Origin of the sequence: Paenibacillus sp. DS2015 (assembly GCF_050433705.1) — a bacterium.
Classification (GTDB): Bacteria; Bacillota; Bacilli; order Paenibacillales; family Paenibacillaceae; genus Paenibacillus_AQ.
The window spans coordinates 50,153-65,965 of record NZ_JBNPWS010000012.1 but is presented as its reverse complement, the minus strand read 5'-3'; the positions used below and the strand labels follow the sequence as shown (position 1 = coordinate 65,965).

Below are 15,813 nucleotides of genomic sequence, written 5' to 3'. Positions count from 1 at the left end.
TGAGCTTCTATATGAACTATCTAGGACTGTTACAAGGAAGACATGACTATATTTGGAAAATAAAATGCGTTCGAATTAATCAATTTTATACTGATTACTCCAACTCGCTTCGCTCCTCCATTCTTATATCATATGTAACAAACTTAGAAAAAGATTTTTATTATTCATGAGGGTTTTCTTATGAACTCCGAATAATTCTTGTTAGTCAAAAGAACAAATCCTTATGAGGCAACTCGTACATCATAATAAAAAAACCTAACTAGTTAGGTTTCGATGTAAAAAAAATTCTCCGTCTAATAATATTCATGCAAATAAATAAAATTATGGTTAAGTTTGCGATTAACAAGCCTATATAAACATCCGACAACCTTACTCGATATACCCATATATTCACACCTTGACCTGTTACTCCCAATTTTGTTAAATAAGATTCCACTTCATTTGTACTAAGTCTATTAACGTAGAGTAGTGGTATATCTATAATATCGTTTGTCCCTATTTCGGGTGTGAATTCAACCCATAATTGTTTCGCCCATCTGTCATATTTATAACTAAAAATATTATCTGATTCACGTTGTTCCCATCTAAAACTCCCCAAAATAATTAATAAGCCAAGAGTAAATATGCTGATGAGTAAAATTTTACATTTCAAGATTTCACCTACTTTAAGTACAATAAGTATATCTAATTACCTAGACATACTTATTGTAAGAATATTATTCTTTCGTTAATTCTTCTTTAATATTTACGATAAATTCCTCAGTATCCATTGTTTTTAATTTTTGGAACACTTCAGCTTCTGATTTAGATTCAATATTTCCATTATTATCTTCTAGCCATATACCATCATCAAAGTTGTAAGACCAGAAGTATCCATCAGTTGTACTATGCAACATTAGAACAACCTTGTCATCTATCTTAATTTTATCATCTACTTCGGTTCTTTGTAAGTAAGTGATTTCCTTAGTTGTCATTTCACCTGAGATAACTTCTTCAATTTTCACTTTAACAGGAGAGACTAAATAAGATGTATCCACTTAGTGCTATTAATAAGACCCGTTTCTCTACGAACTGTAGGCAGTTCCTCTATTACTTTCCCCTTAATTATCAATTCTGGTTTAGATAATTCTTCGGCACTTGAAGAACTACTCTTAGAGCTTGCAAAATGAGTCTCAGTAATTGGTTCGCCTTGAATCCTTATTGAATTAAAATATCCCAAACCAACGCTTAATAGGATACATGATATCGTTATAACAAATTTTTTCATTATTACACCCCTAATAATTATTATTAATATCCGAGATATCTACTAGTGCAGGAGATGAGACCCAGTTATTATCATTAAACGTAGCTTGTTTCATAATGGAATCTACCCCTATTAAACCATTATGATGAATCGTAAAGACATGTCCAAGTTCATGAGCTACAATACCTCTCCTTCTGTCGGTTTTAGTCGCAGCAGAAGTAAGTAGACCGCCAGTACTTTTTTCATAATTAATATAAATTGCAGCATAACTTATGCTATTACTTGAATTGCAGTAGTTGGTAGTAATACCGGAATTACATTGAAAAGATCCATCATACAGTTGGGAAAAAGCGTAGGTATCATCTCCCCATCCATTGTTAAACCATTGCTCTTCACTTACTGCCATAATATCCACATTAGAGTTTGAAAAAGAAGTTGTGGATAAATTTAGATTTGTAGTTGCATTTTTCCAGTGACTAATGCCATTTGTTATATCTGTAGCAGTATATGAACCACCAGCTGCATATTGAGTGCTGATACCTAGTTTAAGTGCCCCTGTAGAGGTAAAAGTACTCTTCCATCTATATGATTCCATTTGTGCAAAAACAGTGGAACTTAGTATGAAGACTGCAAGGCAAACTGTGGAAAGACTAACTATAACCTTTTTACTATTTTTCACTTTAATACCTCCTATTTATTATATCAATTGAAATTTTGTATGCTGGCAACTTTACCAAATTAACACAAACTTTTAAAATTTATAATATTAAACTTTTTTTGATATATATCTTATTTAGTTTGTTTTAAACTAAATGAAAATTTTTAATAAATAATTTCTGTATTTCTTATCCCACTTTAATTAAGTTCTATAATAGGGAATAGGGATCTCTCTCCAACTCCCTTTGTTTTCATTACCGTTCTCCTTATGCTTTTGTTGACGACTTGTCCAAATACCGATCACTATAGCTACTGGAACCAACATAGCCACACGTGTTAGCTTAACAATAACAGCCAGATCAACAACCTCTTGCCCTCTTGGTGCAGCCGCCGCAATGACGTGAGCAATCTCGTGAAGCGTAGCTCCCGCAAAAATACCGTAACCTGTTGGACTTAAATGTAACAATGAATAGCCTACCGTATAGATCAAGGTGAATATCGTACCGAGGATGGCAACATTAGCAGCGGCAATCGCCGTTTCATCATCGTTAGCCTTTAATTGTGGCGAAATAGCAACTACAGCAGCCGCTCCGCAAATAGCAGTACCACTTGCCGTTAAGAGCCCTAGCTTTGTATTCACCTTTAGCCACTTGGATATTCCGTAGACGACAACAATCGCAACAATGATATTAATTACGGCAATAGCCAATACTTTAGGTCCTGCATGTACAATATCTATTAAATTAAGTCTCATACCCAGCAGAATAATGCCATATCTCAGAAGTTTCTTACTCGAGAATGAGATTCCAACAGTCGTAAACTCTGGCACGCCCATAAATCCTCTATAAGCGATACCAAGCACAATAGCGATCACAAGCTGTCCCATAATATTCAGAAATGGCAACATCGCCAAGTATTTAGCAGCCATGGCCAATAATAATGTCATGCCTACCCCTTGTGTGAATACCAACCCTCTATGATGTTTGAACTCCAATACATTTGCCTTCATCGTTATACTTACTCCCTATCCTGATGTCCTTATCCATGTCTATAGCATTCACTATAAAGTAGGAAGAACGGGATGAGAAATACCAATTTGCTATCTCAATCATTATAAATACTTATGATTAAACTTGTTCATACTCTTATTTGAAGGTAAAATGACAATATTAGTTATAAAATACACTTCGTCATGAGGGATTATTATGATTGTAGATGCACTTCGTGTTTTTGTTACGGTCACAGAACAAAGTCACTTCTCCAAAGCGGCCAAACTGCTAAACCTCTCTCAACCCGGGGTTAGTCTACATATTCGAAATCTAGAGAACGAATTTGGTGCTAAGCTTTTAAACCGATCATCCAAGCAGGTCAGGTTAACGGAAGCTGGGGAGATTTTATATAAACGTGCTAAGCAAATGTTGCTTCTCTATGAAGAAGCCAAAGAAGCTATTCATGTGCTTCAGGATGAGGTAACGGGTTCACTGCAGATCGGTGCCAGCTTTACGATTGGAGAATATATTTTGCCGAAGAGATTGGCCGAATTTGCTCATCAGTATCCACAAGTTGACATGCAGGTGACCATTGGTAATACAGAGGAAATCATTCATGGCGTTAGATCAGGCACATTGGATATCGGCATCATTGAGGGAGAGTCCCATGCAACCGACTTAGACGTCACCCCATATATGAAGGATAGGATGATCGTGATCGCTTCTAATGACCACCCACTCTCTTCGAACCGGGTCATTGAAGCGAGCAACCTGCAACAGCAGGTTTGGATTCTGAGAGAAGACGGATCGGGAACCCGTGCCTTCAGCAATCATTTTATTAAGGAACATAACCTTGACGTGAAACGTTCTTACATTTTTAATAGCAGTCAGGGTGTCAAAGAAGCTGTTGCGTCTGGATTGGGTATTGCGATTCTATCACGGTGGGTTGTCCGTAAAGAGCTTGAACGAGGTGAGATTGTTGAACTACGGATCAAGCACAACAAGTTAGAGCGGGAGTTTACTATCATTCTACATAGAGATAGATCCGTTACCATGGCTGTGGACGTGTTTATGAAATCACTACTTGCGGCAAATGCCTATCTGACGACGGATTAGTCCTTCCCCTTTAAGTGGAAGGTCGCAATCAGGTTCTCATTGGGAACATAACGATAACAAACCCTGCAGCAAACAATGCCGCAGGGTCCATATCATTATCAGATATTATAAATAGAACACATATCCAACAACATTCATCTTCATCTTAAGAGTTACAACTTACTCATCTACTGAAATGCAGAAATTCACCGAGAACAGCAGATAACTATACGATTAGATCGTTATTGAAGCATGACTCTGCCTCTTGATCAGTAATGATTCTCTTATTATCATTTTTCTCATCTTATCATGCTGGACCTCGACTGGCATTTTGTACAAGTCATCCTCCTGAGCTATTGCTAACAGTGTCATCTTCGTTGCATCAATAGCAAGATCCTCATCTTGAAGGATATAATGCGCCACCTGATAGCCATACGTTTCCAATCTTCGCAATGCTTCTATTGTTCTGTTAAAGTAATTTGTTGATTTCATTTCATTTACCTCGCATGCACGTTATGACGTGAAATTAGTGCTTACAGATGCTTTATCATGCCCACTATTCAACAATTTGCATATTTAACAATTGCACGTTTTCCAAATGTTCCTTACGTTCCGATTCATCACCATCAAAGACGACCTCACCTTTATATACAATGTCTCCATTCGTCTCATCTACAACAGTAGCCATAGGAATACCATTCTTGTGAAATAGAATATAAATCCGGCCTGCTTTCATTATGGCTCCTTTAATGGCATCCGCACCGATCTGCTGTGCAGTTAACGAGATGACATCATTGTCTGCTTTACCTGTTTCTATATTATAACGTGACATTGTAATAAGTTTCGGCTCAACCCTCAGGCTAGAAAAAAGGCTACCCTCTAAACGATAAAATCCATTCCCAGTGAGTCCTGTTCCCTTCTGTATATCCGACAGAGCCGTTAGTTTACCCGTCTTATATTCATAGGAGTAAGGATACTCATCAAATAATGTTCTCCCTTGGTTATCCTTTTCCAACTTTTTCTCCTCTAAGACTACTAATATTGCATGATCACTAGGTGCAGAAAAGGTATCATTCGTAATACCACTAAAATTAAGCTGCGTGTTGTCCTTAACTTTAAACCCACTAGTAAGATTTAGGTTGTTCATTAATGTTCCACTGTTCATATCCACAATATAATCATGATAATCAAAATTATCTCCGTCCCCTAAAGGATAGACCAAGGATAATACATGTATCTGATCATCAATTAATTGTACATCTGTAACAAAAGAATGCGTGACTTGTTCTTCTATAATCGGTTCAAAATGCCTAACCTTACCTGAACTCAGATTAAGAATATCAATATTTAGTACTACCTTCGAACTGGAAATATTACCGCTATTACCAACCGGTTCCGCATAAATAATCCATTCCTCATCCTTGTATAGGCTAGTATAGGAACCTTTACCCCGCATAAAAGACCGATGATCCTTGATGACCTCACGGATATCAGGCTGCGCGTATAGCCACGATCGTGCCGCACCTGACAATTCTTTACGATAAACAGATTGCCTGCTTGGATAATCGCTGCCCTCAGTAGTAACAGTTACGATTTCTGATCCTCTTCCGCCTATATAAGAGCCTTGAAGCTGAATCTTCGCCCCCTCTTTCACGTCACCCTCAATGGTTAATAGCTTATATTCCGGCAAACGATCCGTAGCGCCGTATACATAATACGTACCCAATCCTACAATAATGAACAAGCTTATTAGAATAGAAAACCAATAACGTCTCATCATGCTCCTCCTTACACGGTTATCTTTTTAGACAGAAGTCGAAAACCAAGCCACACTGACATCACAACAACCCCTACACACATGACTAGCTCAATTGTAAATATTTCATTGGGATACAGATAGCCATTCATATCATTTAGCCCCAAACCGATCAAAGGAAATAGAATAGCTAGTAAACATATTACTAGATACAAGATGGCATATAGAATGCCTACGCGGCGATAGCTTCTTTCTATCAGTATTGCTGTAAAAATAACCAGAACGGCTATAATACCTAATCCATAAGAAACTAGAAACTGATCGAAGTTCTTAGGGATAAGGAACGCCAAAGCTTGATTGGCAGCAATAATCTCTGAGAAATGGGAAGGCTCTCTCAGATCGGACGACACGATAAGATTGAAAACGAAATTTCCAACGGGCAATAATGCCAGCTGAAAAGAAACAAGCCCGAATACGAATATAAGAATAGCTGTACCTTTGGCTAAATAAATGTGCCGCCTAGCCGTTGGCAACATCAGTAACCGATATATAAAGGTGTTCTGACCTAACCAATCTCGGTACCAAATAAGAAATACATAGATAGCAAGGACCCCAATACTGAGCAGTATCGGAACGATAAACCACAATTGTGTGCTAGAGATCATATCCGCAAACGTAAGGTTACTAAACATCACTGAACTGCCATTCTGCCAAACTCCTGTTTTTCTTAGGGATAGTTGATTCGCTGTCCAGAAGATCATAGCTCCCAACTGACATAGTATGGTTAGACTCATTAGTCCTAGCAGTATGAATTTGAAGCGATTTACCTCCATATGTACTAGCTTTAAATAACTACTCACGCTTGATACACCTCCCTCATGACGTCAACAATGGATTTACCTTCTTCGCTGCGCATTTGTTCACAATCGAAATCTCGACATACGACTCCATTCTGCAACAGTACAGCTCTATCCATCAAATGCTCCATCTCTCCGATCTCGTGAGTGGTCAGGAGTACGCCACGATCTTCAATCAATTGGCTAGAGAATACGTCTGCAATCAAGCCTCGGCTGAACATATCAATGCCGGAGAACGGTTCATCCATCAGCACGTATGGTGTATCCTGTGCAAGGCCAATCGTCAAATTGAGTTTGGCGGCTGTACCCTTAGACAAGTTGCCAATTCTTTCTTTTCTATCCAAGTTAAAAAATTTCATAAGCTCCTCGGCTCTATTCTTATTCCAGTTCTGATAGAAATCCTCCATGAACTGGAGCGCTTCAGACAGCTTCATACCCGATGGCATCGTTAGGTGGTCCGGGATAAACGCTACCTTTTCGTACATGCTCTTGCACATGGACTGACCGTCAATCCGGATTGTGCCCTCTTTAAGAGGTGTTAAGCCCATAATCGCCTTAAGAATGGTTGACTTCCCCGCTCCGTTTGTACCGATAAGACATGTGATTTGTCCCTTCTCAGCCGTGAAGGAGGCGCCTTGTAGCACAGGTCGACCACGAAATCGCTTATGAATGTTTACAACCTCAATCATGCGAGTCTCCCCCTCCCTGTTCTTGAGTCTCTATCCTGTTTCTTTCAAGATACTTGCGTTTTACGATATCCAATAATTCTTCTACAGGGACATCAATTTTACGAACCGAACCCACAAAAGCATCCACAGCTTCGCTAATTAATTCGGCACGGATCGTACGCAGCACAGTATCATCAAGTGTGATTCGACTTGGTGAATTCCCCTCTGTTATAATCAACTGCTGTTCCTCCATTTCCTTATAAGCTTTCTGTGCCGTGTTAGGATTTATCTTCAGCATTGCTCCCAATTCCCTCCGCGAAGGAATGATCTGCCCAGCCTCCAGCCGACCTGTTGCAAGTTGTTCTTTGAAATGACGGACGACCTGCAAATACACCGGATCCCGGCCATTGAAAGCAACTTCCGTCCAGCCTTCATTCATTTTCATCCTGCTACCTCTCATTCTTCTCCAGTGTGTGTACTAAGTAGTTCATACACTTTAACTGTATTATGTCCATAATACAGTTATTTGTCAATATCATTTCATTCGTCATTTTAAGTTACTTATTCAGCCGTCCATTGTCTTTTTTCACACAAAAAAAGTGCCAGAGTCTTGATAGATCAAGAACTCTGGCACTTTTAATATGATAGAACCTAGAATTACTTTTTAAACGCTAATCTGAAGTCATTCATGACTTTTCTATGCCGTTCTATGTAATTCCATACCCAGAAGACGAGTATTAGAGAAGCTACTAAAAACAGAATAGGTAGAACAATCATAAGACTATCTAACAGAAAAGCAAAAACGAGTAGCAAACCATTGAACAAGTGATTTATCGCTGTATGCGCGTTGCTTGGGATAAGATCCACAGCTTTTTTATCATAGTTCTGCTGCGCATAACGGATCGCTTGTACTGCAAACGGAATGGATAGGAGAGAAAAATATAAAGAAAAGGATCCATAATCAAAGATCGGTAACAAAACGATGATTACATAACCTAGGATAAAACTACCGATTAGCACATTCTTCGCCTTCTTTTTACCAAGTCGAACGACCAATGTTTTTTTGTCAGAGTTAGCATCTGATTCCGAATCTTGGAACTGGTTAATGATCAGAACATTATTAATGAACAAGGCGACAGGAAACGAAATCAGGAATGCTTGAACCGAATAATGTCCAGTCTGCACATAGTAAGCACCCATCGTCATAAATACACCATAGGTCGTAGCGACAAGGAATTCAGCTACACCCGTTGCCATATTAATGAAAGATAGTTTCCCTTTTCCACTCGTATAAAAGACACCTGCAATCAGTCCATATAAGATGAGTGGGATCAGACCCAGTCCACTAGCGAACACTAAATATATCCCGATTAAAACAGCAGTGATTGATAGCGTTATCCCAAAGAAGCCCATATCAGCCCTGGAGATTAGACCCAACTGAATCATCCTTGAACCACCGGTGAATGGCCGGATTCCTGAAAGATTCTCGTTGTCACGTTCTGCATCTTTCCAGTCATTGATCATATTTGTCCCTGCCTGAATCATAATCGCTCCGAACAGAGTAAGTAAAAAGGTAAACAGGTTGATCTGATCCGTCTGCGACAAAGCTAGCGCTGCACCCAATAGAATCGGAACTAATGACGCTGTTAGCGACAACGGACGAACCGCTTCTTTCCATGCTCGCGCCTTACCTTTAACGTCATCCCAGACATTCACATTCTCCCGATTATGTTCGAATTCGAACACCGTTGGAGGTTCACCTTGAAGAATCTCCGGCACAAAGCGATACTTGACGGTGAATGGCTTAACACGAATAAACTCCAATCGATCGAGCGCACCAATACTATGAAATTGACCCACGATGGGTGAACGATTCACGAGTAGTTCAATCGCCTTATTTCGGTCCTTCTCATCCTTCAATAACTCTGCTCTTCCAATGACCTCACATTCTTCCATTTCTATGAATGTAGGCCCCTGATGGATTAATATTGCCGTTTCCGGTATGTTAATCCATTGGATCACCTTCGGGTCACCTTTCGTACTAGTTAAATAAAAATTGAATTCTTCATCCACTGCAAAATGCATCATTCTTTGTCGAGGCAACCCCATATTCGAAGTTCCCACTGCTGCGACCTCAGCTCTCTCTAGATACTCGAACACCTCTTGTTGACTGCGCTGTGCCATAATACATACCCCTCCATACCTTATCTTTTATAGTTAAATAATGCACATGATATCAGATATCTATAGACATATACCTATTTTCATATCTATCTATATTACTACAAAAGAGCTAGTCTACATACCCATAGTCTCGAAAATATAAATAGATTAAAGTTGAAAGAATAGATAAAAAAATTGGCACACCAAGGTTGATTACCTTAGCCTGCCAATTCATCTTGTACCTCAGTCTATTTTCCAGAAAAAAAGCAAACACCTCAGAAGAATGAATTCTTATAGAATTGTGCATCCTATACACGCTCTATCGCTTATCCCCCCAAAAATTCACGGGTGTCATACCTTTCGTAATCGCTTTAAACTCATATCCGTCCTTCTTAAGTTTCTGTAATAATTGCGGAAGTACTTTGAGCGTTGCCTTTTGATCATGCATTAGAATAATTGGTGTTACCTTCTTTAAGTGAACTTGATTCACCTGTTTTATAACACTATTGTAAATTTTCTGACTGTCATCTTTATATCTCCAGTCTTCAGAATCAACATTCCAATCCCACAAATGGTAGCCCTGAGCTAATACAACATCTCTATACCTTTTTTCAAAATAGGGTTTACTTCCATAGGGAGTTCTAATCAGACTTGTTTTAAGTCCTGTTACTTTAAATAGACTAGCATTGGTCTGATTCATTTCTTGTAAAGCATTGGTTGGTGATTTGTAAAATTTATTCTTAACATGAGTCATGCTATGTAACCCAAGGCCCTGACCTTCCTTAACCATACGTTTTAAAACTTGGGGGTAATTCGTTATGTTAGGACCCAACATGAAAAAAGTGGCTTTCGCGTCATATTTGGACAATATATTAAGTAATTCAGAAGTAGATGCTGTAGGTCCATCATCAAAAGTTAGATAAATGACCTTCTTATTCCCTTTAATATCACTGTCCTTCACTACTTTCGTAGACTCTGCTTGTTTCAACTTATCTTTATACAACTCTATGAATTGTTTATTACTTAATTTAGCAGATTTATCCGTAACTCTGAACATGAAATTCTCTGGTTGATAAGATAACGTATAGGAGAAACGCTCTGAAATGAACCTTAATAGAATCAGCATCTTATCTTGTCTCTCAATGAACTGTGTTGAATATTCACGTCCACCAGATGTCAATGCTATATTTTTTGATTTCAATAATGTTAAAGAGGTTTTTCCATGACTCAGAACGATTCGTTCTGCCGAACCTCCCATAGTTAGATTCATAGAGTTCGCAAAATCACGAACAGAAACATAGGATAACCCTTTATCTAAATATACAGTGACTTTTGACAGTTCGTCGTTGATCCCTAACTTATATTGATGATTTCCAGTTGCCTGGGCAGTGTTCGAGATGAATAAACAACATATAAATAGAACAAGAAACGACATTTTTTTGTATGATAACATTGACGTAAGACTCCTTGAATTGTGTATTTTTTCTATTAATGAATCCCGATCCTCCTTCTCTATATAAATTTAGATAGAATGTAACCCTTAGACATACAAATAATCATACTAGATCCTTTTCATAGACGGAGAACAAAAACGTAACCGATAAGTAACAATCATTTCACTTAATATGGAAACCATAGAATACCTTTTCGAACAATCACCTATATAATTACATCAAATGATTCCATAGTCATTCCTTCCTCAGTAACTTAAAAACAGTGGCGCCAAAAAAATTGCAAAAAAAAGACAATTAAGTTAAACTTAAAATGTTCATTTGAACAAAATACAAATACCCCCTTATGAAATAAGAGGGCGGGATCTGCAAGGTACAAGCTCCAACTTGTAATAGCAGATGCATATTTGTGTCACACTCTCAAAGGGAGGTGAAATATAATGGCAAAAGACGTACTATGCGAAGTAAACTCCTGCCGTCACTGGGCTAATGAAAACAGATGCAGTGCAACATCCATTTATATTGTTAGTAACAATGTAAAGGAAGCTCATACTTCTGCTGAAACTGACTGTAAAACTTTCGAAACAAAATAATGGCTGTATGACAGGAGAAACCTCAACGGGTTTCTTCTTCTTTTTGTATTCTACCAAGAATGATAATCTTTATCAAGTGTATTTTGTTTTTCTACTGTTTTTATGAGAATATCCCTGTTCATATCACACAAGAACCCTTATTGAAATAAGGATTCTTGTGTAAATAATAACTGAACTAGATTTTGAATTTCTGAACATCTTGCTTAACCTGTTCAGCTGTCTCCAATACGATACTCACTTGTTCGTTGATTCGCGTGATCGAAGTTTTTTGCGTCTGTGTCTCTTGAAGAGAATTCTGTGAACTCACAGAGTTGGAATTCGAAATACCTGACAATTCCTCAGCCGAGGAACTAATCTCCTGTGAACTTGCGGCTATCTCTTCTGATGTTGCACTTAAGTTCTGGATCTCACGATTAAGTTGCGACATATTATCCATAATGCCTGCGAATAATGTGTTAACAGTTGTACTCATTGTGATCCCATTACTCACTTCTTTTTTCACTTCTATAAGGGCATCTATTGATTTATTGGTTTTATCGTTAATGTCAGCAGTCAATCCACTGATTTTTTTGGCTGCCCCAGCAGACTGTGCTGATAGCTTCTTAACCTCATTAGCAACGACCGCGAATCCTTTACCTGTTTCACCTGCCCTAGCCGCCTCAATACTCGCATTTAAGGAGAGTAAGTTAGTCTCGGTAGCAATACTATTAATAATAATCGCTATCTCTCCAATTTCTTTCACCTTTTCCATTAAAGACTGAACGGCATCAGAGGAATTAGTAAGTGCTAGATCAATGGTATTCATTTGGTACAACGTTTGCACAACACTAGAACTTCCTTCATCGGCAGTTCTAAATGTTAAGTCAGATATATCACTAATCTCAGACGCATTGCTAGCGATGTTATTTATGCCGATGGCACTCTCTTGTACAGCACGTGAAATCTCTCTAGTGCCTTCCGCTTGAAGAATCGAACCATCCGTTACTTGCTTATTCACATCGTAGATACGAGTAGCAGCACCCGCTGTAGAAGTAATCTCTTCATTTAGCACGTCAGCGGCTTGATAGAGTCCCAAAGTGCTATTCGTTAAATTACTAATGAGCTGCCTGAACTGAACTGTCATGACTTGGAAAGCTCTAGATAAGTCACCTATTTCGTCTTTTGAATTTAAAGGGATTATCTCCTCGGAGAGATCTCCCGTTGCCATCTTCATAGCTACATGTGTTATCTGTTTAATAGGTTTAATAAAGAATCTATTTACGAAATAAAGAATGATAACTAGGAGTAATAAAGAACCTCCAATCGTCATCATAGTGTTCATAATGATCGGACCCTTTAGTTCATCCAATTCACTATCGTACAGTACACCCGCAATTTTCCAACCTGTTAATTCATTAGTCGTATAGATCAGTTTAGCTTCTTTTCCATTTACCGTTGTCTTTAATATGCCAGATTTAGTTGTATGTATAGAACTATATCCTGAATCCTTCCCTAAGTCCGTTCCAGCATCGAGCGTTGGATGAGAAAGGATCCTTTGTGTTTCATCCAATACAAAAGCGTAACCGTGAGATCCTATTTTTTGTGCAATAATCGTATCCGTTAAATATTCCTTGAGTGAAAAATCGATAGCCGCTACACTGTTATTACTTTTTATAGCTTTGGCTAGAGTAATCACTACGTTTCCTGACGACTCTGAAACATAAGGATCAGATATAATGACTTTCCCTTTATTACCCATCGCTTTAGAAAACCAGAGCTTAGTCCGTACGTTAAAACCATTCGCCATTTTCGACTGAGGTTCAATTGCATAAAGACCACTACTAGTAGCGAACCCGATAGTCTCTGTATCATCCATATGTGCTGATTTAAATTCTTTTAATCTGGATTGTACTTCAGGATTAGAAGAAATATTCATCTCCACAATGGGGTTCATGTCTAGGGCAGTCTTCGTTGATAAAGAATTAGCCAACACTTCCGTGTCTTTCATCACAGGTAATACAACTCTATCAATAAGCGTGTTAATGTTATCAACTTGACTGTTTGAAGAATCTAATAATTGCCTTTCCAGAGCGCTTACAGATTTCTGATATGAAAAATAACCTCCTACAACACTAGACATCAAAACAAGCAATAGAAATACAGAGAATAGCTTTTGTGTAATCTTTAACTTAAATAGATTCTTCATTTTCATCTAGTGATTTCCCCTCTCAATATTCAAAAATAAAAGTTACCCTATATAGATCAGCACTTTGAAACACAATTGTAAGTATCATACCTAGGAACTGTTTATATGAATATAATATCGGCATAAAGACTTAATTTATTTAGAATTTTATGTAACTAAAGAACTATTTTATTAATCTATCTTATATGCATATGTTCTACTACTTTTCATATTGATCTAACTAATCAAATTTAGCAACTAAAAACACCAAAAACACTTCAATACCTATTCTAGAACATAGTGTATTGAAATGAAATTGGTGCATTAGATAAGTCTGCTATCTACATTATTCTAAAGCTTAAATCTTAGGATTTTCCTTTTCTTACGGCTAACTCAATAATCATAATAATTAGTACAAGCAGTGAAATGAGCTGTTCTACTGTCATATCCGTCCGCCTCCATTGACATAAGGATGGCTCTATCGGACGGTTTCCCTCTCCATGCATCACGGACGTTCCCCATTACAACTATATTCTCCACTCTACATGATTATGTCAGTATCTTATTTGCCATTTAGGTACAACAAGAATAGAACCCTCACTTCCACTCTCGTTGTGGTGGTAAGGGTTCTATTTACACGTTGCCGGTAAAGACTAATAACTTATTTTAAGAATTCAACTTCCAGTACATATCGTTCCAACGCAACTCGTTCTTAAATAGCTGTGGAGTCGTATTCTTATCAATGATGACACATTCAATCCCAACCATCTCAGCCCAATCTACAAGCTGTTCCGTTGTTACTTTATAAGAGAATACGGTATGATGTGCTCCCCCTGCAAGAATCCATGATTCTGCAGATACAGGAAGTGATGGTTCAGGTTTCCACATCACGCGAGCAACAGGAAGTTTCGGCATATCTTGTTGTGCATTAACTGCATCTACCACGTTAATGATAAGACGGAAGCGATTCCCCATATCTACAAGAGAAGCAACTAGAGCCGGACCACTACGACTATCAAAAATCATACGAGCTGGATCTTGACGGTCTCCGATGGATAATGGATGAACCTCAATACGTGGCTTATCCGCTGCAATCGTTGGACATACTTCCAACATATGAGATCCTAGAATCATTTCGTTGCCTGGTTCAAAGTGGTATGTGTAATCTTCCATAAAGGAAGTTCCTTCATTACGAGCAATGATCTTCATGAGACGAAGTAAGGCAGATGTCTTCCAATCCCCTTCTCCACCAAATCCGTACCCTTGTTCCATTAAACGTTGAACAGCGAGTCCTGGTAATTGTTTCATCCCGTGCAGATCTTCGAAATTCGTAGTAAATGCTGAGAATTCCCCTTGTTCAAGGAATGCCTTCATCCCAAGCTCAATACGAGCTTGCTCAAGAATAGCTTCTTTTACTGGACCCGCAGCTTTCGCTTGCTCTGATAGTACATATTTCTGTGTATATTCTTCAAAAAGTGCATTAACAGCACCTTCGGAAACACCACTAATCACATCTACTAGATCTCCGATGCCGTAAGCTCTAACATCCCAACCTAACTTAATCTGTGCTTCAACTTTATCACCGTCTGTAACGGCTACATTACGCATGTTGTCTCCGAAACGAGCCAGTTTCAAGTGTTGACTTTCATTATATGCTGAAGCGGTTGCCATCCAGCTACCTATACGTTCAACAACTGCTGAATCATCCCAATAACCAACGACTACTTTACGAGGAATTCCCATACGAGCGCCGATAAAGCCAAATTCACGATCTCCATGTGCAGATTGATTCAAGTTCATGAAGTCCATATCGATCGCATCCCAAGGAATATCACGGTTAAATTGTGTGTGTAAGTGCAGAAGTGGCTTCTTCAATTGCAAAAGACCTGCAATCCACATCTTTGATGGAGAAAATGTGTGCATCCATGTAATAATCCCTGCACATTTCTCATCACTATTCGCATCGATACACAATCTGCGGATAGAATCTGGGTTCGTAAGCACAGGTTTATTGACAATTTCAAATGTCACATTGTCATGACGGTTAAGACCTTCAACTATTTTACGGGAATGCTCTTCCACTTGTTCAAGTGTTTCTGGACCATATAAATGTTGACTCCCGGTTACAAACCAGAATTGAAACGGTTTCACTTTTAACATGAATAAATCCTCCT

General features: G+C 38.4%; 14 protein-coding genes and 1 pseudogene. 2 read left to right on the top strand and 13 right to left on the bottom strand.

Going from position 1 to position 15,813, the window contains the following annotated elements; genetic code table 11:
- Positions 1–716 precede the first annotated feature (716 nt).
- The 4 genes and pseudogenes from J2T13_RS12445 to J2T13_RS12430 form a co-directional block, all read right to left on the bottom strand.
- Positions 717–1,004, bottom strand: a complete 288-nt coding sequence (locus J2T13_RS12445) for a hypothetical protein (protein ID WP_429371649.1) — start codon at positions 1,002–1,004, stop codon at positions 717–719.
- A 14-nt stretch (positions 1,005–1,018) separates the two neighbouring features.
- Positions 1,019–1,267 (bottom strand): hypothetical protein, encoded by a 249-nt coding sequence (locus J2T13_RS12440; protein WP_429371647.1) that lies wholly within the window; start codon positions 1,265–1,267, stop codon positions 1,019–1,021.
- A 10-nt stretch (positions 1,268–1,277) separates the two neighbouring features.
- On the bottom strand, positions 1,278–1,925 hold the full coding sequence (locus J2T13_RS12435; RefSeq protein WP_429371645.1) for a hypothetical protein: 648 nt from the start codon (positions 1,923–1,925) through the stop codon (positions 1,278–1,280).
- A gap of 189 nt (positions 1,926–2,114) precedes the next feature.
- A pseudogene (locus J2T13_RS12430) lies at positions 2,115–2,912 on the bottom strand (YeiH family protein); the annotation flags it as partial.
- Between the two features lie 196 nt (positions 2,913–3,108).
- Here J2T13_RS12430 and J2T13_RS12425 point away from each other — a divergent pair.
- Complete coding sequence (locus tag J2T13_RS12425; RefSeq protein WP_429371643.1) at positions 3,109–4,008, top strand: LysR family transcriptional regulator; 900 nt, start codon at positions 3,109–3,111, stop codon at positions 4,006–4,008.
- Between the two features lie 213 nt (positions 4,009–4,221).
- Here J2T13_RS12425 and J2T13_RS12420 read toward each other — a convergent pair whose 3' ends face one another.
- The 7 genes from J2T13_RS12420 to J2T13_RS12390 all read right to left on the bottom strand — a co-directional run bounded on the left by J2T13_RS12420 (position 4,222) and on the right by J2T13_RS12390 (position 10,884).
- Positions 4,222–4,479 carry a hypothetical protein gene (locus tag J2T13_RS12420; RefSeq protein WP_429371641.1) on the bottom strand — a complete coding sequence of 86 codons (258 nt, stop codon included), beginning with the start codon at positions 4,477–4,479 and terminating at the stop codon, positions 4,222–4,224.
- 64 nt (positions 4,480–4,543) lie between these two features.
- Positions 4,544–5,767 (bottom strand): hypothetical protein, encoded by a 1,224-nt coding sequence (locus tag J2T13_RS12415; RefSeq protein WP_429371639.1) that lies wholly within the window; start codon positions 5,765–5,767, stop codon positions 4,544–4,546.
- 8 nt (positions 5,768–5,775) lie between these two features.
- Positions 5,776–6,603, bottom strand: coding sequence for a hypothetical protein (locus J2T13_RS12410; RefSeq protein WP_429371637.1), 828 nt, complete (start codon positions 6,601–6,603; stop codon positions 5,776–5,778).
- On the bottom strand, positions 6,600–7,289 hold the full coding sequence (locus J2T13_RS12405; protein WP_429371635.1) for an ATP-binding cassette domain-containing protein: 690 nt from the start codon (positions 7,287–7,289) through the stop codon (positions 6,600–6,602). The genes J2T13_RS12410 and J2T13_RS12405 overlap by 4 nt, the downstream gene beginning before the upstream one ends.
- Positions 7,282–7,713: a GntR family transcriptional regulator gene (locus J2T13_RS12400; RefSeq protein ID WP_429371633.1), complete on the bottom strand. Its 432-nt coding sequence runs from the start codon at positions 7,711–7,713 to the stop codon at positions 7,282–7,284. The genes J2T13_RS12405 and J2T13_RS12400 overlap by 8 nt, the downstream gene beginning before the upstream one ends.
- Positions 7,714–7,925: 212 nt before the next feature.
- Positions 7,926–9,452 (bottom strand): prenyltransferase, encoded by a 1,527-nt coding sequence (locus tag J2T13_RS12395; RefSeq protein ID WP_429371632.1) that lies wholly within the window; start codon positions 9,450–9,452, stop codon positions 7,926–7,928.
- A 298-nt stretch (positions 9,453–9,750) separates the two neighbouring features.
- On the bottom strand, positions 9,751–10,884 hold the full coding sequence (locus J2T13_RS12390) for a polysaccharide deacetylase family protein (RefSeq protein ID WP_429371630.1): 1,134 nt from the start codon (positions 10,882–10,884) through the stop codon (positions 9,751–9,753).
- 438 nt (positions 10,885–11,322) lie between these two features.
- On the opposite strand from J2T13_RS12390, the gene J2T13_RS12385 reads away from it, so the two are divergent.
- Positions 11,323–11,475, top strand: a complete 153-nt coding sequence (locus tag J2T13_RS12385) for a DUF1540 domain-containing protein (RefSeq protein ID WP_082063047.1) — start codon at positions 11,323–11,325, stop codon at positions 11,473–11,475.
- Positions 11,476–11,650: 175 nt separating this feature from the next.
- Here J2T13_RS12385 and J2T13_RS12380 read toward each other — a convergent pair whose 3' ends face one another.
- Both J2T13_RS12380 and araA read right to left on the bottom strand, forming a co-directional pair.
- A complete protein-coding gene (locus J2T13_RS12380; protein ID WP_429371627.1) occupies positions 11,651–13,666 on the bottom strand; it encodes a methyl-accepting chemotaxis protein in 2,016 nt (671 codons plus the stop codon).
- Between the two features lie 639 nt (positions 13,667–14,305).
- Complete coding sequence (araA, locus tag J2T13_RS12375; RefSeq protein ID WP_429371626.1) at positions 14,306–15,799, bottom strand: L-arabinose isomerase; 1,494 nt, start codon at positions 15,797–15,799, stop codon at positions 14,306–14,308.
- Positions 15,800–15,813 lie beyond the last annotated feature (14 nt).

Bases quoted from the DNA above. Each gene is read 5' to 3' on its own strand.
- J2T13_RS12440 (WP_429371647.1), bottom strand. From the start codon at position 1,267: ATGAAAAAATTTGTTATAACGATATCATGTATCCTATTAAGCGTTGGT.
- J2T13_RS12425 (WP_429371643.1), top strand. From the start codon at position 3,109: ATGATTGTAGATGCACTTCGTGTTTTTGTTACGGTCACAGAACAAAGT.
- J2T13_RS12420 (WP_429371641.1), bottom strand. From the start codon at position 4,479: ATGAAATCAACAAATTACTTTAACAGAACAATAGAAGCATTGCGAAGA.
- J2T13_RS12415 (WP_429371639.1), bottom strand. From the start codon at position 5,767: ATGATGAGACGTTATTGGTTTTCTATTCTAATAAGCTTGTTCATTATT.
- J2T13_RS12405 (WP_429371635.1), bottom strand. From the start codon at position 7,289: ATGATTGAGGTTGTAAACATTCATAAGCGATTTCGTGGTCGACCTGTG.
- J2T13_RS12400 (WP_429371633.1), bottom strand. From the start codon at position 7,713: ATGAAAATGAATGAAGGCTGGACGGAAGTTGCTTTCAATGGCCGGGAT.
- J2T13_RS12395 (WP_429371632.1), bottom strand. From the start codon at position 9,452: ATGGCACAGCGCAGTCAACAAGAGGTGTTCGAGTATCTAGAGAGAGCT.
- J2T13_RS12390 (WP_429371630.1), bottom strand. From the start codon at position 10,884: ATGTTATCATACAAAAAAATGTCGTTTCTTGTTCTATTTATATGTTGT.
- J2T13_RS12385 (WP_082063047.1), top strand. From the start codon at position 11,323: ATGGCAAAAGACGTACTATGCGAAGTAAACTCCTGCCGTCACTGGGCT.
- J2T13_RS12380 (WP_429371627.1), bottom strand. From the start codon at position 13,666: ATGAAAATGAAGAATCTATTTAAGTTAAAGATTACACAAAAGCTATTC.
- araA (WP_429371626.1), bottom strand. From the start codon at position 15,799: ATGTTAAAAGTGAAACCGTTTCAATTCTGGTTTGTAACCGGGAGTCAA.